At 65.4% G+C, this 23409-nt stretch carries 22 protein-coding genes; 9 read left to right on the plus strand and 13 right to left on the minus strand.

The window, feature by feature from the left end; translation table 11 throughout:
• Window positions 1-71 precede the first annotated feature (71 nt).
• The 7 genes from H3309_RS08790 to H3309_RS08820 all read right to left on the minus strand — a co-directional run bounded on the left by H3309_RS08790 (window position 72) and on the right by H3309_RS08820 (window position 7653).
• Window positions 72-806 (minus strand): DUF3108 domain-containing protein, encoded by a 735-nt coding sequence (locus H3309_RS08790; RefSeq protein WP_243453668.1) that lies wholly within the window; start codon window positions 804-806, stop codon window positions 72-74.
• Entirely contained in the window at window positions 803-1630 is an 828-nt protein-coding gene (locus H3309_RS08795; protein ID WP_182294372.1) for an SDR family NAD(P)-dependent oxidoreductase, read from the minus strand. Before H3309_RS08795 ends, H3309_RS08790 begins: the two co-directional genes overlap by 4 nt.
• On the minus strand, window positions 1627-2310 hold the full coding sequence (locus H3309_RS08800; protein ID WP_182294373.1) for an NnrU family protein: 684 nt from the start codon (window positions 2308-2310) through the stop codon (window positions 1627-1629). Before H3309_RS08800 ends, H3309_RS08795 begins: the two co-directional genes overlap by 4 nt.
• 63 nt (window positions 2311-2373) lie before the next feature.
• Window positions 2374-3672 carry an amidohydrolase family protein gene (locus tag H3309_RS08805; protein ID WP_182294374.1) on the minus strand — a complete coding sequence of 433 codons (1299 nt, stop codon included), beginning with the start codon at window positions 3670-3672 and terminating at the stop codon, window positions 2374-2376.
• Entirely contained in the window at window positions 3669-5063 is a 1395-nt protein-coding gene (locus H3309_RS08810) for an amidohydrolase (protein WP_182298608.1), read from the minus strand. Before H3309_RS08810 ends, H3309_RS08805 begins: the two co-directional genes overlap by 4 nt.
• Window positions 5064-5153: 90 nt before the next feature.
• Window positions 5154-5882 carry a hypothetical protein gene (locus tag H3309_RS08815; protein WP_182294375.1) on the minus strand — a complete coding sequence of 243 codons (729 nt, stop codon included), beginning with the start codon at window positions 5880-5882 and terminating at the stop codon, window positions 5154-5156.
• A 1-nt stretch (window position 5883) separates the two neighbouring features.
• A complete protein-coding gene (locus H3309_RS08820) occupies window positions 5884-7653 on the minus strand; it encodes a peptide MFS transporter (protein ID WP_182294376.1) in 1770 nt (589 codons plus the stop codon).
• 156 nt (window positions 7654-7809) lie between these two features.
• Between H3309_RS08820 and H3309_RS08825 the strand changes: the two genes are divergently transcribed.
• On the plus strand, window positions 7810-8664 hold the full coding sequence (locus H3309_RS08825; RefSeq protein WP_182294377.1) for an AAA family ATPase: 855 nt from the start codon (window positions 7810-7812) through the stop codon (window positions 8662-8664).
• Here the strand turns inward: H3309_RS08825 and H3309_RS08830 are convergent, their stop codons facing one another.
• The 3 genes from H3309_RS08830 to carB all read right to left on the minus strand — a co-directional run bounded on the left by H3309_RS08830 (window position 8665) and on the right by carB (window position 13133).
• Window positions 8665-9330 carry a rhomboid family intramembrane serine protease gene (locus H3309_RS08830; protein ID WP_182294378.1) on the minus strand — a complete coding sequence of 222 codons (666 nt, stop codon included), beginning with the start codon at window positions 9328-9330 and terminating at the stop codon, window positions 8665-8667.
• Entirely contained in the window at window positions 9327-9806 is a 480-nt protein-coding gene (gene greA / locus H3309_RS08835; RefSeq protein ID WP_182294379.1) for a transcription elongation factor GreA, read from the minus strand. The genes H3309_RS08830 and greA overlap by 4 nt, the downstream gene beginning before the upstream one ends.
• A gap of 90 nt (window positions 9807-9896) precedes the next feature.
• Window positions 9897-13133 (minus strand): carbamoyl-phosphate synthase large subunit, encoded by a 3237-nt coding sequence (gene carB / locus H3309_RS08840; RefSeq protein ID WP_182294380.1) that lies wholly within the window; start codon window positions 13131-13133, stop codon window positions 9897-9899.
• A 49-nt stretch (window positions 13134-13182) separates the two neighbouring features.
• On the opposite strand from carB, the gene H3309_RS08845 reads away from it, so the two are divergent.
• The 4 genes from H3309_RS08845 (at window position 13183) to H3309_RS08860 (ending at window position 14559) form a co-directional block, all read left to right on the plus strand.
• A complete protein-coding gene (locus H3309_RS08845) occupies window positions 13183-13452 on the plus strand; it encodes a FitA-like ribbon-helix-helix domain-containing protein (RefSeq protein ID WP_182294381.1) in 270 nt (89 codons plus the stop codon).
• Window positions 13442-13846, plus strand: a complete 405-nt coding sequence (locus H3309_RS08850; RefSeq protein ID WP_182294382.1) for a PIN domain-containing protein — start codon at window positions 13442-13444, stop codon at window positions 13844-13846. Before H3309_RS08845 ends, H3309_RS08850 begins: the two co-directional genes overlap by 11 nt.
• 68 nt (window positions 13847-13914) lie before the next feature.
• A complete protein-coding gene (locus tag H3309_RS08855; RefSeq protein ID WP_182294383.1) occupies window positions 13915-14169 on the plus strand; it encodes a type II toxin-antitoxin system RelE family toxin in 255 nt (84 codons plus the stop codon).
• A 3-nt stretch (window positions 14170-14172) separates the two neighbouring features.
• Entirely contained in the window at window positions 14173-14559 is a 387-nt protein-coding gene (locus tag H3309_RS08860; protein WP_182294384.1) for a helix-turn-helix domain-containing protein, read from the plus strand.
• A 25-nt stretch (window positions 14560-14584) separates the two neighbouring features.
• On the opposite strand, the gene H3309_RS08865 is transcribed toward H3309_RS08860, so the two are convergent.
• Window positions 14585-15025 carry a hypothetical protein gene (locus tag H3309_RS08865; RefSeq protein WP_182294385.1) on the minus strand — a complete coding sequence of 147 codons (441 nt, stop codon included), beginning with the start codon at window positions 15023-15025 and terminating at the stop codon, window positions 14585-14587.
• On the minus strand, window positions 15022-16188 hold the full coding sequence (gene carA / locus H3309_RS08870) for a glutamine-hydrolyzing carbamoyl-phosphate synthase small subunit (protein WP_182294386.1): 1167 nt from the start codon (window positions 16186-16188) through the stop codon (window positions 15022-15024). The genes H3309_RS08865 and carA overlap by 4 nt, the downstream gene beginning before the upstream one ends.
• Before the next feature lie 131 nt (window positions 16189-16319).
• On the opposite strand from carA, the gene H3309_RS08875 reads away from it, so the two are divergent.
• The 4 genes from H3309_RS08875 to H3309_RS08890 all read left to right on the plus strand — a co-directional run bounded on the left by H3309_RS08875 (window position 16320) and on the right by H3309_RS08890 (window position 21326).
• Window positions 16320-16772, plus strand: coding sequence for a GatB/YqeY domain-containing protein (locus H3309_RS08875; protein ID WP_182294387.1), 453 nt, complete (start codon window positions 16320-16322; stop codon window positions 16770-16772).
• Window positions 16769-18517 (plus strand): DNA primase, encoded by a 1749-nt coding sequence (gene dnaG, locus H3309_RS08880; RefSeq protein ID WP_182294388.1) that lies wholly within the window; start codon window positions 16769-16771, stop codon window positions 18515-18517. The genes H3309_RS08875 and dnaG overlap by 4 nt, the downstream gene beginning before the upstream one ends.
• 38 nt (window positions 18518-18555) lie before the next feature.
• A complete protein-coding gene (gene rpoD / locus H3309_RS08885) occupies window positions 18556-20568 on the plus strand; it encodes an RNA polymerase sigma factor RpoD (protein ID WP_182294389.1) in 2013 nt (670 codons plus the stop codon).
• An 80-nt stretch (window positions 20569-20648) separates the two neighbouring features.
• Window positions 20649-21326, plus strand: a complete 678-nt coding sequence (locus H3309_RS08890; protein WP_182294390.1) for a hypothetical protein — start codon at window positions 20649-20651, stop codon at window positions 21324-21326.
• Window positions 21327-21469: 143 nt separating this feature from the next.
• Here H3309_RS08890 and H3309_RS08895 read toward each other — a convergent pair whose 3' ends face one another.
• Complete coding sequence (locus H3309_RS08895) at window positions 21470-23392, minus strand: TonB-dependent receptor (protein ID WP_182294391.1); 1923 nt, start codon at window positions 23390-23392, stop codon at window positions 21470-21472.
• Window positions 23393-23409: the final 17 nt, after the last annotated feature.

Below are 23409 nucleotides of genomic sequence, written 5' to 3' on the forward strand. Positions count from 1 at the left end.
GTATTGGATATGGGCAGCGGCTTAGCGACGACAGCGACGGGGTGCAAACGGGATCGAAGCGGGGATACCGTTCAGCGGATCAGTTCGACCAGTTCATACCAAGTCGCCATATAGCCCCCCACCCCGCCCTGCACGAACAGCGCGTCATCGTCCGCGGTGACCCACATCTGGTAGGCGGGGTGCTGGTTGCCGCCCATGCCGGCCTCGCTGCGGTCGATGAACTGGAACTTCCGGCAATCGAACGTCCCGGCCGCCACCGTCACCGTCTCATCACCCAGATATTCCAGGTCGATGCTGACCCGCGCCAGCATCGGCGGGGTGGCGCCGCGATGGTCGGGGCTGGGCACCAGCACATGGATGGTGCGGCCGGTCGGGCCGTTCGACGTGTCGATGCAGCGCGTCAGATAGCCGTCACCGACGATGGGATGGGTGCCGAAACCGTCGACGCTGGCGTTGATCGGCAGCGTCTGCTCAATGCGGCCGATCGAGGGCCCATGGCTGACGCAGGTGGCAAGGTTGGCGCTGCCGTGGAAGGTGATGAGGCCGCTGCCCATGAAGCGGTCACCCACCGTCAGCCGCACCAGGCAATCGAAGGGGCGGCCATCGGCATCCAGCGAATAGACGATGTCGCGCAGCACCGTCGGCGCCGGCTCCTCGATCTCGCACTGGGCACGCAACGTCACCGCGCCGTCACCATGATGGGTGAAGGCGAACCATTCGCGGCCTCGCTCCCGGTCCATCATCTCGGGCTTTTTCGACGTGTAGCGGATGCGGCCCCGCACGGTGCGATGCGCCATGCCGGTCATCGGGCGCGTCCTTCGGCGAATTTCTGCACCACCGCGGCGCCGAACTGCCCCATCATGTCGAACAGTCGCTCCGGGTCCTGCCGCTTCAGATCGAGCAGGGCCATCTCCATGCCGTTTGCCGCGCCGACCGGGATTTCGCGCTGGCCGGCCGCGAGCGCGGGAAGGATGATGGCGGCCGCTTCGGCAGGCGTGATTCCGGCATCGACATCATCGTCCCCCGCCCCCTTCACCTGACCGTCGCCGCGCAACGCCCGCGCGCCGATCTCGGTGCGCACGAATCCCGGCACGATGGTCGAGACGCGCACACCCTGATGCTCCACCTCCGTGCGCAGGGCATCGTAGAACCCCATGACGGCGTGCTTCGCGGCGCTGTAACCGGTGCGCTGCGGTGAGCCGACCTTGCCCGCCACGCTGGCGACAGCCGCCACATGCCCCTCCCCGCGCGCCAGCATGTGCGGCAGAACCGCCTTCGTCAGCGCCACCGGCGCGAAGAAATCCACCTCCATGATGGTGCGATAGACGTGCAGTTCGGTGTCCACCGCCAGGTCGCGCTGGCTGATGCCGGCATTGTTGACCAGCATGTCGATCCGTCCGGCATCGGCGATCACCCGCTCCACCAGCCCCGGCAGCGCCTCGATGTCGGTCGCCTCGAACGGCAGCGCGCGGGTGCGGTTGCCGCCGCTGCCGACCACCTCAGACAACGCCGCCTGGTTCCGGCCCGAGGCGATCACCCAGGCGCCGGCGGCCTGGAAGGCCTCCGCCATGCCGCGCCCGATGCCGCTGGAGGCGCCGGTGATCCAGACGACCTTGTTCTCGAAACTCATGCGATCCACTCCCACAGCCCGACCACCGGCGCGCCCATCAGCGACGGATGCAGCCAGGTCATCAGCAACCAGAACCCCGTGCCGCCCAGCACCGGCCACAGGCCAGGCCAGACGTCTCCCCACCCGCGCCGGCCCGCCAGCTGCGCACCCAGCGGCCAGTAACTCGTCTGCGATGCATAGGCCGCCCAACCGGCGTCGAGCGCCTGCTTCTTGGCATCCTGCCCCGCCGCCCCCACCAGCGCCAGCAACAGCACCGCGCCGCATAACGCAAGTGTCGGCGGATCGCCCGCCAGCGCGCCATGCACCAGCGCCCACAGCGCGAAGCTCCACATCATCGGGTGCCGGGTGATCGCCAGCACGCCGCCCGGCCGACGATCGCTGCCCGGTACGCCGGCCAGCGCCCGGTTCGCCGGCGTGATCGAGCCAACGAACAGCACCGAGGCGAGCCACATCACCAGCGCCGCCGGATGATAGAGCCCCCGCCCCGCCGTCCACAGCGGCACCTCCTCCAGCCCGCCGTAGACATGGATGGCCCACCCCAGTGTGGCGAACGCCACCAGTGAGTAGAGGATCTGAAACCCCACCGGCCCCAGCCGCGCCACCAGCGGCGCCCGCAACGGATGCGACAACAGGAAATGCGTACCGACAAAGGCCGCGAGTGCAACGATCAGCAGAGTCATGCTCCCTCCCCTGCCCGCCAGACTATGCCCCGCGCGCAGGAAAGCAACCGGCGATGTTCACCCTCATCGCTTGTAGGCGACCGGCAGGTCTCCCGGCGCCGACACGTTCAGATAACGATCCCGCAACTCCGTCTGCCGGCTGCGCATTGGCTGTGACACACCATCGACGAACACCGCGGTCGGCGCGGAGGCAAGCTCCAGCGGGTCGCCATCCCAGATCACCACATCCGCCCGCTTGCCGGCCTCCAGCGTGCCCAGGTCGTTCAGTCCCCAGACCTTCGCCGTATTCACCGTCATCGTCCGGAACGCCTGGTCCCAGCTCAGGCCGACGCCCCCCGGCAGCCGCGCCTGCGCCACCATGTTGCCGGCATATTGCGGCATCAGCCGCGGCTGGAAACTGGCATCCAGGTCCGGTGTACCCAGGGCCACGGTCACGCCCGCCGCCGTCAGCCGCCCGACATTGTTCATTGTCGCGCCCAGCATCTCGAACCGTTCCGGCCGGTTCTGCATCCCCAATGTGATGACCGGCACCTTCGCCGCGGCGATGGCATCGGCCACCATCCACCCCTCGTTGGCCGACAGCAGCATCAGCCGCAGCGCCGGATAACGGCTTTTCAGCGTCAGCAGCTGGCGGATGTCGCTGGCGCGATCCACCCGCACTAGCAGCGGCTGACTGCCGTTCACCACCGCTGCCAGCGCCTCGGCATCGCGGCGCGGCACCAGCTGGTCGGGGGCCTGGTCGCGCTCATACCCCGCCGGATTGCGGGCATAGCGCACCGCCTCATCCAGCGCGTTGGTCAGCGCCAGCCACGCCGCCGGCCGCGAGCCGCCAGCCAGCCGCGCCCCCGCTTCGCCATAGACCATATACTGGAACGCGCGCGGGCGCATCAGCAGCCCCGGTCCTTCGGCAAGGTCGATAACGGCGCCCTGCCCCGCGAACAGCTTGCCGCCGGCATCGGGCGAGGTGACGGCGCGCGTCACGCCCTCGATCCGGGTGATGGCGATGCTGGTGTCCGCGGGGTTCAGCCCCGGTACGACATCGATTGCGGCGGCATAGGGGGATTTGTCCGCCTCCACCTCGTTGGTCTCATTGACGGCGTTCACCTCGACCAGGCCCAACTGGCTGAACCCCGAGATCAGCCCCGGCGTCACCCATTTGCCGCTGGCATCCACCACCGTTGCACCCGCGGGCACGGGAACATTCGCGCCCGCCGCAACGATGCGCCCATCGCGGATGACGACCGTGCCGCCATCCACGGGAGCGCCGGTGTTGGTGACGACGCGCCCGCCGGTGATGGCGATGGTCTGCGCCGACAGCGACGATGCGCCCAGCAGCAGGGCGAACAGGATGGCGCGGTTCATTTCACATCTCCCTTGCCCGGCTGGCCGAGTTCGAAATCGCTGACCGGCCGTTTCTTTGGATCGAGCGCATCATACATCAGCGCGCCATCCACCCAAACTTTCTCCGGCCGGGCATAGACGCTCAGCGGATTGCCGTTCCACAGCACCACATCCGCCTCCTTGCCGGCCTCCAGGCTGCCCGTCAGCTTGTCGATCCCCAGCCCTTTCGCCGGATTCAGGGTGTTCCACATGATCGCCTCCTCGTCGGCGATCTTCAGTCCCACGCGCCGGCCATCGCTCAGCGCCTTCGCCGTCTCCTGATTCAAACGCTGGATGCCGTCCGCATCATCGCTGTGCGTCACCGCGCATGCGCCAGCCGCGTGCACGAAGGGCAGATTCTCGCGGATGCCGTCATAGCTTTCCATCTTGAAGCCATACCAGTCCGCCCACATCGCCGAGCAGATGCCCTCCTTCTTCAGCAGGTCGGCGATCTTGTAGCTCTCGACCGCATGATGAAAGGTTGTCACCTTGTAGCCGACCTCCTTCGACATCGCGATGATGTTCGCCATCTCGTCGGCGCGATAGCAGTGGTTCTGCACCAGGATTTTCCCCTCCAGCACGCCCTGCAACGTTTCCATCTGAAGGTTGCGCGCCGGCGCGTCGGTCGGCTTTGCCTTCCCGTCCTTCGCCCGCGCATTATAATCGTCCCAGCGGCGCTTGTAGGCCTGCGCCTCCATCCAGGTCTGCCGCATCAGCGCGACATTGCCCATCCGGCTGCCCGGCATCCGTCCCTGCCGGCCATAGACGCGCTTCGGATTCTCGCCGCACGCCATTTTCAGGCTCATCGGCGCGCCCGGCATCACCATGTCCTGCGCCGTGCGGCCATAGACATTCTTCAGCGTCACGCCCCGTCCGCCGAACAGGTTGGCCGAACCGGGCAGGATATGCAGCGTGGTGATGCCGCCGGCCAGCGCGCGACTGAACCCCGGATCCTGCGGCCAGATGCCATGTTCCGACCAGACTTCGCTGCGGACGGGGCCGGTGACTTCGTTGCCGTCGCTGTTCGCGTCCACACCGGGTGAGGGGTAATTGCCGAGGTGGCTGTGAATATCGATGATGCCCGGCGTGACCCATTTGCCACTGCCATCCAGCGTCACCGCCCCCGCCGGCGCCGCCAGGTTCGCCCCCACCTGCACGATCTTGCCATCGGCGAACAGCACGTCGGCGCGGTCGTATTTCTTCCCCGTGCCGTCCCACACCGTCGCACCCTTTAACAGGGTGGGAACGCCCGGCCACACTTTGTAGGTGGAATGGAACGCCTCGGGAATGGTCACCACCTCCGGCGGCTTGGCGCCGGCGACTGGCTTCTTCGGCGCGGTGGTGGCGCAGGCGGAGAGCAGGGCGAGCGGCATAATGACTTGCGCCACCAATCGCACGGGCCTATATCCCCGTTCAGACGGGAATGATGTAATGCGTGAAAAAGAACTCATCTGACGATCTCCTCAGCGGAACGGGATGCCTTTTCGCTGCGCAATGTCCGCAGCGAGTTTTAGGGCGTTAGCATAGGGCTTTGACACGTTTGTCGTTCGAGCTAGCGCATATGGCTTCACGCGCTCCATGATCTCCACGATTACTGTGCCATACACATTCTCGATGATGTTCAGAAGTTCGGCATCGTTCGAACAGAGATTGCCGACTGTTTCCATCCACGCTGGAAGGTAGTGGATGGTCCGATGCAGCGCACCATCTCCTCGGTCGACATTTTGTCGGGCTTCATTCATCCAGTGCAGAAAGAAATCGAACGGTGGCTCATCGCCCCCGGAACTAGCTTTAGCAAGCCCTCGCTGTTCAATCCACAAAAGGCGACAGCGGATCAGACGTGCACCTTCATATTGCTGATCCAGTCGCAGCAGCAGGGTCGATCGAGCAGTCGTCGCATTGAATGTTGCCTGCTGCGCTGCAATCTCTGCCTGCTTGGCCGCCAGCTCAAGCTGGCGGGTACTAGATTTTTCGGCCTGCAATAGACCCCGCAACTGGCGGAAAAGCATTATGGCGGTAAAGATTGCGGTTGCTGCCACGACCCAGTCCGGAACTGAGCCCCAATTCGGCGGGTCGCCCGGTGGCCGCTGGGAAAAGTCCACAAACAAAAACAACAATATGCTCGTCACAATGGCAGTGCCGAGCGCGACCTGGACAATCTGCCACTGTCGCCAAGCCGACCGTCCGCTCACCCTACCGCACTCCATGCATCCATTTGGTCAGCCATGGCGACAGCAGCAGCAGCACGCCCGCCACTACCAGGCTGCCGATGCCGATCGTCTGGAACACGCCCAGGTAAGTTTCCAGGCTCAGCTTCGGGTTGGTCACCTCGCCGCCCACCGTTTCCACGCTGGCGAACTGCGCGACGATGCCGCCGACATATTGTGCCATCGCGCTCGCCATGAAGAACACGCCCATCATCAGGCCGACGACGCGCGCCATCGCCAGCTTCGTCACCATCGAAAGCCCCACCGGCGACAGGCACAATTCCCCCAGCGTCTGCAACAGATAGAGGAACGCCAGCCAGAACAGCGGCACGCGATACTCGGCATCGGCAAAGCCGCCACCCCATACCAGTACCAGGAAACCCAGCCCCACCAGCACCAGCGCGATCACGAACTTGTAGGGCGTGGGCGGATTCAGCCCCTTCCGGTCCAGCCAGACCCACAACAGGCTGAAGATCGGCGCGAAGATCACCACGAACAGCGGGTTGAAAATCTGCGCCTGCCCTGCCGGCATGGTGTAGATCCCCAGGATGTCACGGTCGGTATTGCGCTCGGCAAACAGCGTCAGGCTGCTGCCGGCCTGTTCGAACAGGGTCCAGAACACCACAGTGAAGATGATCAGCACTGTCGCCACCACCATCATGTGGAATTCCTGTTTCGTGCCCACACGCCATGCCCAGACGGGAATGCCGATCACCGCGGCAAAGAAGATGCTGAACATCACCTGCCCCAGCAGTGGCAGGCTGGCGATATAGCCCAGAAAGCCCGTCCCCGCCTTCGCCGCGTCGGCGGCGGCGGCCGCATTCACCATCGTGTTGTCCAGCAGGAACCAGGCGACCGGAATGGCCGCAAGCGCCCCCAGCGTCACGAACGTCGCCGTCCGCGCGCCCGACCCCGCCGGCGGCTCGCCATAGCCGTTCAGCCGGCCGCCATCGAACTGGAACAGCGCCCAGGCGATGAACATCCCCACCGCTGCAAGCGCGAACCCGGCCTCATACCCATACCAGATCGCCAGCAAAGGACAGAAGAACTGGCTGATGATCGACCCTAGGTTGATCCCCATATAGAAAATGGTGAACCCGCCGTCGCGCCGTGGATCATCCGCCGCGTAAAGACTGCCAACGATGGTGCTGATATTGGGCTTGAAAAATCCGTTGCCGATAATGATGGCCGACAGGCTGAGCAGCATCATCGACACCCAGAACGGGTTGCGCACGCCGTCCGATTCATAGCTGTCCTTTGGCAGGACCTTCGGCAGGACAGCGCCGTCATTGCCCAGCAGCGTCAAGGAACCATCATCATTGCCCTTGATCTCATAGGCGCCGCGGCCGGGCACCACCACGGATTGCACCTTGTCCTCGCCGCGCTTTTCCACCTTCAGGTCATAGGTCTGTCCGCCATAGGAGAAGACTGGCTTCGCCACCGGCCCGTGAAAGCAGAGGCCGAGATAGCCCACCGCCATCAGCAGCGCCCCCAGCTTCACCGAGCGTTTCGATCCCATGATCCGGTCTGCGATCAACCCGCCGAACAGCGGCGTCAGATAGACGAGGCTGGTGAATCCCCCGTAAAGCCCGCCGACCGTCGTGTCACCAAACAGGAAATGCTCGGCCAGAAACAGCGCCAACAGCGCCCGCATGCCATAATAACCAAATCGTTCCCACATCTCGGTGGTGAACAGGCGCGCCAACTGCCGCGGGTGACCAAACCATTGCCGTTCACCCGCCACAGACCCCGTCATGCACGCACTCCCTTGATTGTTGCGCCCTGCATCCCGCCCGCCCGTTGCAAACAAATGTCACTATGCAACAAAGCCGCAATCATTCCGCCCCTCCCCAAAAAACCTGTCTTGTGCCGTCGCTCTCGCCTGCTACGCCGACCGGCAAAGGAGATTTTGATGCGCTTTGAAGGCACCTCGGCCTATGTTGCCACCGATGACTTGAAAGTGGCGGTGAACGCCGCCGCCACCCTGCGGCGGCCGCTGCTGGTGAAGGGCGAACCCGGCACCGGCAAGACCGTGCTGGCGCACGAAATCGCCAAGGCCTTCAACACGCCGCTCCTCGAATGGCACATCAAGTCCACCACCAAGGCGCAGCAGGGCCTGTACGAATATGACGCCGTCAGCCGCCTGCGCGACAGCCAACTGGGCGACGAGCGGGTGAGGGACATCCGCAACTATATCCGCCGCGGCAAGCTGTGGGAGGCGTTCACCGCACCCGAACTGCCCGTGCTCCTCATCGACGAGATCGACAAGGCCGACATCGAGTTTCCGAACGACCTGCTGCAGGAACTCGACCGGATGGAGTTCAATGTCTATGAAACCGGGGAGACCGTCACCGCAGCCCAGCGCCCGATCGTGGTCATCACCAGCAACAATGAAAAAGAACTGCCCGACGCCTTCCTGCGGCGCTGTTTCTTTCACTATATCAAATTTCCCGACAAGGAAACGATGAAGGAAATCGTCAAGGTCCACTTCCCCGACATCCAGAAAGACCTGGTGCGCGAAGCGCTGACCACTTTCTACGACATCCGCGAGGTGCCGGGCATGAAGAAGAAGCCGTCGACAAGCGAATTGCTGGATTGGCTGAAGCTGCTGATGCACGAGGATCTGCCAGTCGAACTGCTGCGCAGCCGCGATCCCAAGAAACTGATCCCGCCGCTGCATGGCGCACTGCTGAAGAATGAGCAGGATGTGATGCTGTTCGAACGCCTGGCCTTCATGGCGCGGCGCGAAGGGGCCGGCCGGGCCTGATCAGGCCCGCCTGCGCACCAGCGGCAGCGCGAACAGCAGCCCGGCGATGAATCCGCCAATATGGCTCCAGATGGCGATGCCGCCCATCCCAAGCGCACCGCCCGGCACGTTGAACGCCACCGCCGTCAGCAGCTGCAACCCGGACCATAGCGCGGCATAGCGAAACGCCCGCACCAATTCCGGGCTGATCCGCCAGCCGAGGAAGGAGCCCGCCGCCTCCGGCGTGCGCGCAAACAGCAGGGCATAGGCCGCGAACACGCCCGAGATGCTGCCCGATGCCCCCACCGCCGGCGTCATCGACGTCGGTGAGAAAGCCACCTGCAACAAACCGCCGGCCACCCCGCTCAGCAGGAACAGCAGCAGCAGCCGGCGCCAGCCGAGCAGCCACTCCATCTCCCGCCCGATCCACACGAAAAACAGCATGTTCATCAGCAGATGCACCCAGCCGCCATGCAGAAACTGATGCGTCACCAGCGTCAGCACCGCAGGTACGCTGCCATCCAGCCCCACCACCTCACCCGTCAGCCGCGCCGGGATCAGCCCCGCGCGCAGCAGCAAGGCCTGGTCGAACCCGGCACCCAGCAGCGTCGACAGCAGTTGTACGCCAACGCACAGGAACAGAATGGCGCGGGTCAGCGGCGCGCCCGCCGTCACGCCATCGCTCAAATGAATTGCAGCTTTTCGATCAGATAGCTCTTGTCGCCGCCCGGCGTCACCACCTCGACCTCCTCACCCACCCGGCGGGAGATCAGTGCCCGCCCCAATGGCGAATTGTAGCTGATGCGGCCGCGCTTGGCATCCGCCTCGGTCTGCCCGACGATCTGATACACGACCTTGCGGTCATCCTCGTCCATCAGGTGCACGGTTGCACCGAACACCACCTTGTCGCCGGACAGGGTCGTCGGGTCGATGACCAGCGCCCGCGCAAGCTTGTCCTCCAAGTCGGCGATCGAGGCCTCGATCTGCCCCTGCCGCTCCTTGGCGCTGTGATATTCGGCATTCTCGGAAAGGTCGCCGTGCGCCCGCGCCTCCTCGATCGCCTCGACATTCTCCGGCCGTTCCACTTCCTTCAGCCGCTTCAGTTGCGCGATCAACTGGGCATGCCCTTCGGCCAGCATCGGAACCTTCTCAAGTGTCGCCATGTCATTCCGTCCAATCAAACCCACCGACTCGCCCGGCGCCGGTGAAATCACCGTTTCATCACGCCAGACCTGCCGGGGAATGCGTTTCAGCTAGCGCCCATGATAGGTCTGCAAGGGCATAACTTCAAGCTCGCGGTTGCGCGCCGCGCCGATCGCCTGCACCGCCGCCACCGCCGCCGAGGCTGTCGTGAAGCTCGCAACGCGCGCCGCCTGCGCCGCCGCGCGGATGGTCTGGCTGTCCTTCAGCGATTGCACACCCTCGGTCGTGTTGAACACCAGATGCACCCCGCCGTCCATCAACCGGTCGACAATGTGCGGTTGCCCCTCCAGCACCTTGTTCACCGTTTCCACCGCAACGCCCTGCCCGCGCAGATAATCCGCCGTTCCGCGCGTCGCGATCAGGTCGAACCCGAGCGCCGCCAATCCCTGCGCCGCCTCCAGGATCACCGGCTTGTCGCTGTCCTTCACCGAAATGAATGCCGTTCCGCCATCGGGGAGCACGGTGCCTGCCCCCAGCTGCGCTTTCCAGAAGGCAAAGGCGAAATCGCGGTCGATCCCCATCACCTCGCCCGTCGATTTCATCTCGGGCGACAGCACCGGATCCACACCAGGGAAGCGCGCAAACGGAAAAACCGCTTCCTTCACTGCGATATAATCAAGATCCCTGGCCTGCAATCCGAACGAAGCCAGCGCCTCCCCCGCCATCACCCGCGCCGCAATCTTGGCCACCGGCGTCCCCACTGCCTTCGCCACGAACGGCACGGTCCGGCTGGCGCGCGGGTTCACCTCGATCAGATAAACCTGCCCCTCTTTCACTGCGAACTGGATGTTCATCAGCCCCTTCACATGGAGCGCCCGCGCCAGCACCGCTGCCTGGCGTTCGATCTCGGCAATGATCTCCGACCCCAGGCTATAGGGCGGCAGGCTGCACGCGCTGTCGCCGCTGTGCACGCCCGCCTCCTCGATATGCTGCAACACGCCGGCCACGAACACGCTCTCGCCATCGGCCAGCGCATCCACATCCACCTCGATGGCATCGCGCAGGTAACGGTCGATCAGTACCGGCGTCTCGCCCGACACCCTTACCGCGGTCGCGATGTACTGATCGAGCTGCGCCGTCGTCTCGACAATCTCCATCGCCCGCCCGCCCAGCACATAGGAGGGTCGCATCAGCACGGGATAGCCAATCCGCTCAGCCACTTCGACCGCCTCGTTGCGACTGCGCGCGATGCCGCCGGCCGGCTGTTTCAGCCCCAATTCCTCCACCAGCGCGGCGAACCGCTCCCGGTCCTCCGCCAGGTCGATGGCATCCGGGCTCGTCCCCAGGATCGGAATCCCCGCCGCCTGCAAGGCATGCGCCAGCTTCAGCGGCGTCTGCCCGCCGAACTGCACGATCACCCCCTCCAGCGTGCCATTGGAGGCTTCCAGCTGGAGCACCTCGATCACATCTTCCGCCGTCAGAGGCTCGAAATACAGCCGGTCGGACGTGTCGTAATCGGTGCTGACCGTTTCCGGGTTGCAGTTGATCATGATCGTTTCGAAACCCGCATCCCCCAGCGCGAAGGCGGCGTGGCAACAGCAATAGTCGAACTCGATTCCCTGCCCGATCCGGTTTGGCCCGCCGCCCAGGATGGCGATCTTGCGCGCTGCCGTCGGCGCGCTCTCGCACGCCGGCAGACCGAAACGCGGCGCCGCATAGGTCGAATACATGTAGGGCGTCTTGGCATCGAACTCGGCGGCGCAGGTGTCGATCCGCTTGAATACCGGCCGCACCCCCAACGCCCGCCGCGCCGCTGCCACCTCCGGCTCGCGCCTACCCGTCAACGCCGTCAGCCGCGCGTCCGAAAAGCCCATCGCCTTCAACGCCCTGAAGCCCTCGGCGTCTTCCGGCAGCCCCTTGGCGCGCACCCCTTCTTCCGCCGCCACGATCTCCGCCAGCCGCTCCACGAACCAGGGGTCGAAATGGCTCACCGCGCAGATGCGCTCCACACTCAGCCCGACGCGCAGTGCATGTGCCGCGACCACGAGCCGGTCCGGCGTACGCTTAGCCAGCGCCGCCAGCAGCTCATCGGGTGTCGCCCCCAGCAGATGCTCCGGCTCATCCAGGCCGGTAAGCCCCGTCTCCAGCCCGCGCAGTGCTTTCTGCAACGATTCGTGGAAGGAGCGGCCGATCGCCATGACCTCACCCACCGATTTCATCGCCGTGCCCAGCAGGTTGTCGGCGCCCTTGAACTTCTCGAAGGCGAAACGCGGGATTTTCGTCACCACATAATCGATGGTCGGCTCGAAACTCGCCGGCGTCGCGCCGGTGATGTCGTTCATCACCTCGTCCAGCGTGTATCCCACCGCCAGCAGCGCCGCGACCTTGGCAATGGGGAACCCCGTCGCCTTCGATGCCAGCGCTGAGGAGCGGCTGACCCGCGGGTTCATCTCGATCACCACCAGCCGGCCGTCCTTCGGATTCACCGCAAACTGGACGTTCGAACCCCCTGTTTCCACACCGATTTCGCGCAGGCAAGCAATGCTCGCGTTGCGCATGATCTGATATTCCTTGTCGGTCAGCGTCAGCGCCGGCGCCACCGTGATGCTGTCCCCGGTGTGCACCCCCATCGGGTCGATATTCTCGATGGAGCAGATGATGATGGCGTTGTCGGCGCGGTCGCGCACCACCTCCATCTCATATTCCTTCCAGCCGAGCACCGACTCCTCCACCAGCACCTCGGTCGTCGGCGACGCCTCCAGGCCGCCCGCCACGATCCGGCTGAACTCCTCCCGGTTATAGGCAATGCCACCCCCGGTGCCGCCCAGCGTGAACGATGGCCGGATGATTGCTGGAAGTCCCACGAACTCAAGTGCTTCCAGCGCTTCGCTTAGACTGTGGGCAATCTTGCTGCGAGGGCTTTCCAGGCCAATTTTGGCCATCGCATCGCGGAACTGCAACCGGTCCTCGGCCTTCTCGATCGCCGCCGCGTCCGCCCCGATCATCTGCACGCCATATTTCGCGAGCGTGCCATCCTTGAACAGCGCCAGCGCGGTGTTCAGCGCGGTCTGCCCCCCCATCGTCGGCAGCACCGCATCCGGCCGTTCCTTCGCGATGATCTTGGCAACCACTGCCGGCGTGATCGGCTCCACATAGGTCGCATCCGCCAGCTCCGGATCGGTCATGATCGTCGCCGGGTTGGAATTGACCAGGATGATCCGATACCCCTCCGCCTTCAACGCCTTGACCGCCTGCGTACCCGAATAGTCGAACTCACACGCCTGCCCGATAATGATCGGCCCCGCGCCAATGATGAGGATGGAGGAGATATCGGTCCGTTTAGGCATTTGACTGCATTGCTTTCATTGCATACATTGATTGCGAAGGAGATGCGCCATGGCCACACTCACCGTGCGCAACCTCGACGATAGCGTCAAACATGCAGCCCGTCTCGCCGGTGCGAAAAACGGCCGATCGATGGAGGCCGAAATCCGCGCCCTCCTCGAACGCACCTACCGCCCCCCTGAAGACGATCGCGCAGCCCGCATCCGCGCGATGTCCAGCGCGGAATTCGTCGCGCACATGGTCGCGGTCGCCAATGGCGCGGACCTGCAAATCCCCGACAGTCCGACCGATTTGGACGGGGACATTTTCGGTGCTGATTGACACCAATGTCTGGAGCGAGCTGACGCGACCCCGTCCCGATGCCAAAGTCCTGAATTGGATCACCGCCCACTTCGACAAATGCATTCTGTCCGCCATGGTCATTGCCGAGATGCGGTATGGGATAGCGTTTGCCGACGACCCCGCCCGCCGCATCCGGCTCCAAACCTTCCACGACGATCTGCTTGGCAAATTTCGCGTCACCCCCTTCGACGATCGCGCCGCCGCCGCGTGGGGCCCCATGCGCGCAGATCTCCAGCGCCGCGGCAAGCTGATCGGCGAACGCGACATGCTCATCGCCGCCCATGCGCTCGCGCTGGACACACCGCTGGTGACCCGTGACGTATCAGATATGGCTAAAACAGGAACAACCATCATCAATCCCTGGGATGTATGAGAAAAAGATGCTGTTAGCCACAATGGCGAGTTTCGTTTGACATTCTGATAGCTCTTGGCTAACACCACATGGTGCTCAGGATCGAGATTGAACGCGAAGCCGCCCGCATCCTGTCCCGTATCCCCGCCAATGTCGGCGACCTGATCGAGGACAAGATCGAGCAGCTTGCGTCCGACCCCGCCAGCCTGCGTAACAATGTCACCCGTCTGGTGGGCACGCGCGAATCGCGCCTTCGGGTCGGCGACTGGCGCATCATCTTTCGCATTGACGGTGACACGCTGCGCATCATCCGCATCGCCGCGCGCGGCAGCGTCTATGGATAGGACATGACTATGGGAAGCCTTCAGACCATCACCACGCAGGGCGCCGACGAACTCGTCATCCTGCCCCGCGCCGATTACGACCGGCTGATCGCCGAGCTGGAGGACGCGCAGGACATCGCCAGCGCCAAGGCCTTCGAGGCCCGCGAAGCCAGCGCCGACTGGCTCCCCTGGGACCTCGCGAAACGCCTCCGTCGCGGCGAACACCCTATTACCATCTGGCGCGAGCACCGCGGCCTTACCCAACGCGCCCTTGCCACCGCCGCCGGCATGACCGCCGCGCAACTCTCCGAAATCGAATCGGGCAAGAAAACCGGCTCTGTGATGACGCTGAAGCGGATGGCAGATGTGTTGGTCGTGACGGTGGATGAGCTGCTGCCTTTCGTTGAGTAGACGAGGCTGCAACGCCTGGTCTCTCTCACTCACCATAGAGATTCTCGCCCGTCCAAACCTCAGATCTCAAAATCTCGGCAAGTGTGCGAGCGTCAATATCCTCATGCGGCAAGCCGCACCGGCTCAGTTCAGCCGCCAGAAATTGTTGAACCACGCCAACGGAGATATCCTTCCGCCAAAATGCGGGCGCCGGCTCACATGATGCCTGGCCTCGCGGTGCAAAATACAAAAAAAATAGTTTGCTATGGCGGGCGACTTGAAGCTGCCAGCCGGTCCCCGAACGCCAGATCGCATAACAGACGGGTTCTGTGCATGGGACAGTGAGCTCGACATTAAAACCATCCTTAACGGTTACTCCCGAGCTGACGCTCCATATGTTCACAATCGGCGCCACACGCACCGGCATTGGCGGCTCTAGAATGGGCCCCAACGCCAAAACGGTCGCTGCAAACGCAAGCAACATCACGACCGCAGATCCCCCACAAACCGCCGAAACAAATAATAGCTATCCTGCGGCCCTGGGCTCGCCTCCGGATGATGCTGCACGCTGAACGCCGCGCCATCGGCCGTCTCCAGCCCCGCCAGACTGCCGTCGAATAGGCTCACATGGCTCGCCCGCACGCCCGCGGGCAGCGTCGCCGCATCCACCGCGAAGCCATGGTTCATGGAGGTAATCTCTACCTTTCCGTCGCTCAGCCGCTTCACCGGATGATTCGCCCCGCGATGCCCCTGATGCATCTTCACCGTCTTCGCCCCCAGCGCGATCCCCAGCAGCTGATGCCCCAGGCAGATGCCGAACAGCGGCTTTCCCGTCCCCAGCCACTGCTGGATCACCGGCACGGCATAGACCCCCGTCGCCGCCGGATCGCCCGGGCCATTGCTCAGGAACAGCCCATCGGGTTCATGCGCCATGATCTCCTCGAACGTCGCCGACGCCGGCACCACCGTCACCCGCGCGCCCGCCGCCACCAGCTGCCGCAGGATCGCGCGTTTGATGCCATAATCCACCGCCACCACATGCGGCGCATCCGCCGGCAATCCGCCCGGCGTATAGCCCTCCCCTAGCGCCCATGGCCCCGCATCCCACGTATAGCTTTGCGTGCAGCTCACCTCCGCCGCCAGGTCCAATCCCTCCAGCCCGCTCCACTGCCTGGCGCGGACCAGCAGGGCCGCCACATCGAACACCCCTGCCCGATTGTGCGCGATCACCGCATTCGGCGCGCCCTTTTCCCGAATATGCTTCGTCAGCGCCCGCGTATCCACGCCCGCCACACCGATCCGCCCCCACGCCGACAGCCAGGCGTCGAAGCCTTGCACACTGCGGAAATTGCTCGGACCGGTAATGGCCATCGCCATCACGCATCCCAGCGCATGCGGGTTCGGCCCCTCGATATCCTCCGGGTTCGCCCCCACATTGCCGATATGCGGGAAAGTGAAATTGATGATCTGCCCGGCATAGCTCGGGTCGGTCATCACTTCTTGGTAGCCCGTCATCGCCGTGTTGAAACACAGCTCCCCCACGGCCTCCCCTTCGGCGCCGCATCCCTCGCCCCAGATGACCGTGCCGTCGGCCAACACAATGACTCCCGTCGCGCCCATCGGTTGGCGCGCAGGAAGATACTCGGCCATGCTGGCTCCTCAAAATCGCAGATTGTCGGCTAAGCGGTCGCGTTAAGGCCCCCCCCCGATTCCGTCAACCGCCCCCTCCCGTTTTCCCGTCGAACCCGCTACAGCACCCCCCGCAACCCACAGGAATCCCCATGATCCGCGAGACCATCAAGACCGACCTCATTGCCGCCATGAAGGCCAAGGATGCGCCGCGCGTCGCCGCCATCCGCCTCATCCAGTCCGCCATCAAAAACCGCGATATCGAACTGCGCACCGGCACCCCGCCGGCGGACGACGACGTTACCGTCAGCGAAGTGCTGATGAAAATGGCGAAGCAGCGCCGCGAATCGATCGAGATATTCACCACCGGCAACCGTCCCGAGCTCGCTGCCGTCGAGGCCGCCGAACTGGCGGTGATCGAAGGCTTCCTGCCGCAACAGATGGACGAGGCCGCCGCGAAAACCGCCATCGAGACAATCGTGGCCGACCTCGGCGCCACCAGCGTCAAGGACATGGGCCGCGTCATGGCCGAGGTCAAATCCCGGCTCGCCGGCCAGCTCGACATGGGGAAGGCCAGCGCCATGGTGAAAGCCGCCCTGGCTTGAGCCTGCCGCCCGCCTTCCTTGATGATCTGCGCAGCCGCACCGGCCTTGCAGCGCTCATCGGGCGAAAGGTAAAACTCAGCAAGGCCGGCCGCGAGCACAAGGGCTGCTGTCCGTTCCATAACGAAAAGACCCCCAGCTTCTACGTCAACGAGGACAAGGGCTTCTACCATTGCTTCGGCTGCGGCGCGCATGGCGACGCCATCGGCTTCACCATGGCGGAGGAGGGGCTGACCTTCATCGAAGCCGTCCGCAAACTTGCGGCCGAGGCCGGCCTGACCTTGCCCGAACGCGACTCCAATCCCGCCGAGGATGACCGCCGCAAGACCGCTCTCGACGCCGCGCATGCCGCCGCTGCCTGGTTCCAGCAGCAGCTCGCCGGCCTGAAGGGTGCCGACGCCCGCGCCTACCTCGAAAAGCGCGGCGTCGGCCTGTCCGAAGCGATCGCCTTCGGCCTGGGCTTCGCGCCAGACAGTCGCTCCGCCCTGCGCACCGCGCTGAAGGGTCTTGGCAACGACGCACTCCTCGAAGCCGGGCTGCTGATCGCACCCGAAGACCCCGGCGCCGCCCCCTATGACCGCTTCAGCGGCCGCCTGATTTTCCCGATCCGTGACAGCCGCGGGCGCCCTGTCGGCTTCGGCGGCCGCGCACTCGCCTCTGACCAACAGCCAAAATATCTCAACTCGCCGGATGGCCCCCTCTTCGACAAGGGCCGGCTCCTCTACAACCTCGATCGCGCCGGCCCGTCGGCACGCAAATGCGGCCGGCTGCTGGTGGTCGAAGGCTATATGGATGTCATCGGCCTCGCGTCCGTCGGCATCACCGAAGTCGTCGCCCCCCTTGGCACTGCCCTGACCGAAGCACAGCTGACCCTTGCCTGGCGCCTGGTCGACGAACCCTTCCTCGCCTTCGATGGCGACGCCGCCGGACAGCGCGCCGCCCTTCGCGCCGCCACCCGCGCGCTGCCGCTGCTGCAACCCGGCAAGTCGCTGCGCTTCCTCACCCTGCCCCCCGGCCAGGACCCGGATGACCTGGCACGACAGGGTGGTGCCGCCGCGATCGAAACCTTGCTCTCAGGCGCACAACCCCTGCACGAACGTCTGTTCGCCGCCGAATTCGCCGCCACCCCCACCGACACGCCCGAACGTCGCGCTGCCCTGCGTGCCCGCCTGCGCGCACATGCCGATGCCATCGCCCATCCGGACGTGCGGCGCGGCTATCAAGAGCAATGGCGCGACGCCCTCGACCGCCACTTCGCGCCGCGCCCCCGCCCGGCCTGGCAACCGCGCAAAGGCCCCTGGAAGCCCCCTGCCCCGCCGCTGCGCGCCGCCACCCGCGCCGCCTCCACCAGCAGCAGCGAACGGGCCGAGGCGATGCTGCTCGCCAGCCTGGCGGCCCGCCCTGATGCCGCCGCTCTTCATGCCGAGGCACTGTCCGCGCTGCCGCTCAGCGGTGCGCCGCTGATCGCCATCCGCGAGGCGCTGCTGCGAGGGAGCGCCCCCGATCTCACGGCGCTGGCCTCCGTCCGCCCGCTCATCGACCCCGGCCTTCCGTTACAGGATTTTGACGCACGGCTGGCGTCCGCCCTTGCGTCCTTGGCCGAGTTGCACCACATAGGCGCCGAAATGCAGGACTTGCGCGCGCGCTACGCCCAGGATGACGAGCATGTCTTCCAGGTGCAGGCGCGTTTGGCGCGTGAACATGCGCGGATCAAAGCGCGCCTTCTGGCAGAGGCCACCGGCGAATAGCCGCTCCGTCCGCAGGTGCCCAGGAGCAGACAGACGATATGGCCAAAGCCCCCCTCGCCGAACCGCAGGACAGCGACAGCAAGCCCGAAGCCGATGGCGCCGCCATCATCGACCTCAACGAGGCCGGGCTGAAGCGGCTGATCGCGCGTGCGAAGAAGCGTGGCTGGCTGACCTATGAGGAATTGAACGCCGCCCTGCCGCAAGACCAGATGTCGTCCGACCAGATCGAAGACGTGATGTCGGCGCTCGGCGACATGGGGATCAACCTTGTCGAGAATGAGGACAGCGGCGAGGACGGCGAGGCCGAGGAAGAGGAAGAAGTCACCGTCGAGGAGGTCGATCCGATCGGCACCGCGCCCGTGGTGGCCGCGCCCAAGGAAAAGCTCGACCGCACCGACGACCCCGTCCGCATGTATCTGCGCGAAATGGGCGCCGTCGAACTGCTCAGCCGCGAGGGCGAGATCGCCATCGCCAAACGCATCGAGGCCGGCCGCAACACCATGATCGAGGGGCTGTGCGAAAGCCCTCTGACCTTCGCCGCGATCATCAACTGGTCGATTGCGCTGAACGAAGGCCGCATGCAGCTGCGTGAGATCCTCGATCTCGAAGCCATGCTCGCCAAGCCGACGGTCGAGGAGGAGGACGCGCCCGCCAGTGACCTGCCCGTCACCTTCGCCGAGGACAAGGAAGAGCCCGAGGAAGCCCCGCCGCCACCCGACGAGGAGGATGAGCTGCGCGAGCACCGCGCGCCGCGCCCCACCTTCGAGGAAGAGGAGGACGAAGGCGGCATGTCGCTGGCCGCGATGGAAGAAACGCTGAAACCCCAGGCGCTGGAAACCTTCGCCGCGATCCAGGCGACCTTCGTCAAGTTCGCCAAGCTGCAGGCCCCGCGCATGACCATGATCGGGCGCGGCGAAGCCTTTCCGGCCGCCGATGAGCGCAAATACCAGAAATATCGCCTCGAACTCACCCAGCAGATCGCCGCGGTGCAATTCACCAATGCCAAGATCGAGCAGCTGGTGGAGCAATTGTACAGCTACAACCGCAAGCTGATGACGCTGGGCGGCCAGATGCTGAAGCTGGCCGAGCGCCACAAGGTGCCGCGCAAGGACTTCCTCGACAGCTATCTGGGCCATGAGCTGGATGAAGCCTGGCTCGCCACCAACGCCGGCCGCGACAAGAAATGGGCCGCCTTCGCCGAGCGCGAGGCCGAGACCGTCGCGCGCATCCGCGTCGAGCTGTCGGAAATCTCATCCGAAACCGGCGTCGAGCTGAATGAATATCGCCGCATCGTCAACAAGGTGCAGAAAGGCGAGCGCGAAGCCCGCATCGCCAAGAAGGAAATGGTCGAGGCGAACCTGCGCCTCGTCATCTCCATTGCCAAGAAATACACCAACCGCGGCCTGCAATTCCTTGATCTCATTCAGGAAGGCAATATCGGCCTGATGAAGGCGGTGGACAAGTTCGAGTATCGCCGCGGCTACAAGTTCAGCACCTATGCCACCTGGTGGATCCGGCAGGCAATCACCCGCAGCATCGCCGATCAGGCCCGCACCATCCGCATTCCGGTGCACATGATCGAAACCATCAACAAGCTGGTGCGCGCCAGCCGACAATATCTGCACGAAACGGGCCGCGAAGCGACGCCCGAGGAGTTGGCCGAACGCCTGTCGATGCCGCTCGACAAGGTGCGCAAGGTGCTGAAGATCGCCAAGGAGCCCATCAGCCTGGAAACCCCCATCGGGGACGAGGAGGACAGCCATCTGGGCGACTTCATCGAGGACAAGAATGCCGTCATCCCGGTCGATGCCGCCATCCATTCCAACCTCAAGGAAACCGTCACCCGCGTGCTCGCCAGCCTCACCCCGCGCGAGGAACGGGTGCTGCGCATGCGATTCGGCATCGGCATGAACACCGACCATACGCTCGAAGAGGTGGGCCAGCAGTTCAGCGTCACCCGCGAACGCATCCGCCAGATCGAGGCAAAGGCCCTGCGCAAGCTGAAACACCCCAGCCGCTCCCGCAAGATGCGCAGTTTCCTCGATAGTTGAGGTTTGGGAACAGAAGGCTACATCCCCGGTTCATGCATTGGCTGCTTGAACGGGTCATCAGCCCTGCCAGAAAGCCGAGCATGACCTTCCGCGCCCTCGCCCTCATTGCCATCGCCGCCCTTGCCCTCCCCGCCCATGCCGATGCCCTGCTGGATCAGGTCCTCGCCGGCGCCCGCGTTGCCAAGCCGCAGAGCTTTGAACGCACCGCCGTGCTGGTGGCGAGCAACGACAAGGGCTCGACCACGATCAATCGCGTCCAGCGCTTCAACGCCGCCGCACCGGCTGGCAAACAATGGACCCTGGTCAGCGAAAACGGCGCACCGCCCAGTGCCAAGGCGACGGAGGAGTTCACCAAGTCGATCAACAAGGTGCCCGCCCCTGGCTACTACCGCATCGCCACCTTCCTGGGGGCCGGCGCCATCCGCCTGGCGGACAGTGGCGGCAAGGCAGTCTATCGCATCACAAAGCTGCCCAAGGGCAGCGTGAACGGTGGCGGCTTCGACCTGTCGGACCGGCTGTCGGCCGACCTTACCGTCGATCCAGCCACCGCCACCGTCACCCGCACCCGCATCTTCCTGCCGAAACCCACCCGCATCATGCTGGTCGCCAAACTCGACAAGTTCGACGCCGTGACGGACTATGCCCCCGTCCCGGGCAGCGCACCGCGTATCACCACGCAGAGCAGCGAAATCACTGGCGACAACCCGATGCAGGGCGCCGGCACCCAGAAACAAAACTTCACCTACCGCCCCCTGTAATCTTCTCCCAAGACGAGACCAACTTCGAGCCGATGCTACACCCCTCCCGCCCGGCGCAGCCGAGAGCGGGAGGGGCGACTTGCGCGACAGCGCGGCGGGGGTGGGTGGTTCACCGCTCGGTCACGCAAGCGGCCGCCTGACCCTCATCGCCCCCACCGCACTCCCAGCCAAACCGTCCGCGGCTGCCCCCGCTCCACCAGCGCACCATTGGTCGCCACCTCCACCCGCGTATCCGTCGCATTTTCCACCGCCAGGGTCAGCCACATCAGCCCCGTCAATCGCACCGCCCCATCCAGGTCCAGCGTTGTCGCCGGCCGCAACCGGCGCGTGTTCAGGTCATCGTCCCACAGCGCGCTCTGATGCCGCAGCAGCGCTCGCGCCTCGGCCCCCTCGCCCGTCCAGCCAACCCGGCCACTGGCCGACCAGCGCGGCGTCTGCGCCGGCCGCAACCCGCTCAGCCCCGGTGCCACCGTCCCACCATCGACGCGCGCGTCGGCGAACGCCCCCGACACCGCCGCTTCGAATCGCCCCATCTCAGCCCTCGCCTCGGCCTCTAACCCCCACACCCGCAATGCGCGCAGGTTGAGCCGCCGCCGCAGCCCAGGGGCCAGCGTCACATTCGCCACCGGTCCACTCAACCGGTTCCAGTAACCGGTGACATCCAGCGACAGTGTCGACAGCGGCGCAAACCGTACCCCTGCCTCCGCTCCCCACAACCGTTCCGGCCGCAGCGCCGCATTCGCTTCGGTCAGTTCAGCCCCCACGCGGAACGGCCGATACAGCTCGTTCAAGGTCGGCAGCCGCCAGGAATGATAGCCCGCCGCCCGCAGCGCCCAGGCCGGCGCCGGCCGCCACACCAGCCCGGCCCGCCCGGTCGGCTGCCAGCCGTCGCGGCCCACCGCCCGGCTCTCCAGCAGTGAGGCTCCGCCCAGCACCCTCTCCTCCACAAAACCGCCCCGCAACCGCCAATGATCCAGCCGCCCCGCCGCGACCAGCCGCAGTTCGGGCGCAATCTCCCCCTCTGCCTCCGCCCACACCCCCGCCGTCAGGCTGCGCCCGCCCGCGCGCCGGAACCGGGTAGGCACCCCCTGCTGATAGCGAAACAATTCCTGCGTTACCCCCTCCGACGCGCGCCAGTCACCGCCAAAGCGCAGCCCTTCCGCCGGCCGCAGCTCCAGCGACCCGCCCCAGCCGCTTGCCGGCGTTTTCACCTGGTCCAGCGTCACCGCCGCGCTCTGCCGCGCGGCGTCCGCCACCAGCGTCCGGTTGGCGAAATCGCGCAGCTGGCCGTGCACCACCGCCTCCACCCCCCAGCCTGACCGCTGCACGAACCGCACCGAGGCATCGGCGCCCCGGACCCGGCTGTCCGCCCCGTCCAGCCCGCGGTTGCGCCGATCCTCATGCCCTGCCAGCCGCACCTGAACCTCGCCCTCGCCCAGTGGCACCACCCCCCGCGCCGCCACCATCCCCTGCGCATAGGGCGTCGCCTGATCCACCGCTCCACCCTCGAACAGACGGAACCCGTTCCCCCGATCCACGCCGCCGCCCAGGCTCAACGCACCTTCCCCCACCGCCATGCTCAGCGCGCCTGCCGCCCGTGCGCTTCCCCAACTGCCCCCCGCCAGCTCAACCCTTGCCGGCGCCGTCCCGCTGAACAGCTCCACCGTCCCCGCCAGTGCGCCGGGCAGCAGGCCGCCACCACGGGTCACCCGCGCATCCGCCACGCCCGACAGCGCCGGCCAGGCGACCCAACCCGCGAACGGATCATTCATCGGCACACCATCGAGCAACACCAGCGCGCGGCTCGCCGCATTGCCGCCCAGCCCGCGCAGCGTCACCCCCTGGCTGGTCGGATTGGCGCTGCGCGAATCGCTCCGCCGGAACAGCGCCAACCCCGCCACCTGCCGCAGTGCTGCATCCAGCCGACCCGACGGTACGGATAGATCGTCGATCGTCACAGCTGAAAATGCCCCCGCGCCGGGCGGCAAAGGCAGGGGCCGCCCGGTTACGACGATCTCCTCGGCCACCGCCGGTCCCGCCAGCATCAGACAGACAAGCAGCCGCATCGCCCCTGCCTAGCGAA

The organism is Sandaracinobacteroides saxicola (genome assembly GCF_014117445.1).
Classification (GTDB): domain Bacteria; phylum Pseudomonadota; class Alphaproteobacteria; order Sphingomonadales; family Sphingomonadaceae; genus Sandaracinobacteroides_A; species Sandaracinobacteroides_A saxicola.

Bases quoted from the DNA above. Each gene is read 5' to 3' on its own strand.
- rpoD (WP_182294389.1), top strand. From the start codon at position 18,556: ATGGCCAAAGCCCCCCTCGCCGAACCGCAGGACAGCGACAGCAAGCCC.
- H3309_RS08890 (WP_182294390.1), top strand. From the start codon at position 20,649: ATGACCTTCCGCGCCCTCGCCCTCATTGCCATCGCCGCCCTTGCCCTC.
- carB (WP_182294380.1), bottom strand. From the start codon at position 13,133: ATGCCTAAACGGACCGATATCTCCTCCATCCTCATCATTGGCGCGGGG.
- H3309_RS08845 (WP_182294381.1), top strand. From the start codon at position 13,183: ATGGCCACACTCACCGTGCGCAACCTCGACGATAGCGTCAAACATGCA.
- H3309_RS08800 (WP_182294373.1), bottom strand. From the start codon at position 2,310: ATGACTCTGCTGATCGTTGCACTCGCGGCCTTTGTCGGTACGCATTTC.
- H3309_RS08860 (WP_182294384.1), top strand. From the start codon at position 14,173: ATGACTATGGGAAGCCTTCAGACCATCACCACGCAGGGCGCCGACGAA.
- H3309_RS08895 (WP_182294391.1), bottom strand. From the start codon at position 23,392: ATGCGGCTGCTTGTCTGTCTGATGCTGGCGGGACCGGCGGTGGCCGAG.
- H3309_RS08855 (WP_182294383.1), top strand. From the start codon at position 13,915: ATGGTGCTCAGGATCGAGATTGAACGCGAAGCCGCCCGCATCCTGTCC.
- greA (WP_182294379.1), bottom strand. From the start codon at position 9,806: ATGGCGACACTTGAGAAGGTTCCGATGCTGGCCGAAGGGCATGCCCAG.
- H3309_RS08810 (WP_182298608.1), bottom strand. From the start codon at position 5,063: ATGCCGCTCGCCCTGCTCTCCGCCTGCGCCACCACCGCGCCGAAGAAG.
- H3309_RS08875 (WP_182294387.1), top strand. From the start codon at position 16,320: ATGATCCGCGAGACCATCAAGACCGACCTCATTGCCGCCATGAAGGCC.
- H3309_RS08825 (WP_182294377.1), top strand. From the start codon at position 7,810: ATGCGCTTTGAAGGCACCTCGGCCTATGTTGCCACCGATGACTTGAAA.
- H3309_RS08805 (WP_182294374.1), bottom strand. From the start codon at position 3,672: ATGAACCGCGCCATCCTGTTCGCCCTGCTGCTGGGCGCATCGTCGCTG.
- H3309_RS08790 (WP_243453668.1), bottom strand. From the start codon at position 806: ATGACCGGCATGGCGCATCGCACCGTGCGGGGCCGCATCCGCTACACG.
- H3309_RS08820 (WP_182294376.1), bottom strand. From the start codon at position 7,653: ATGACGGGGTCTGTGGCGGGTGAACGGCAATGGTTTGGTCACCCGCGG.
- H3309_RS08795 (WP_182294372.1), bottom strand. From the start codon at position 1,630: ATGAGTTTCGAGAACAAGGTCGTCTGGATCACCGGCGCCTCCAGCGGC.
- carA (WP_182294386.1), bottom strand. From the start codon at position 16,188: ATGGCCGAGTATCTTCCTGCGCGCCAACCGATGGGCGCGACGGGAGTC.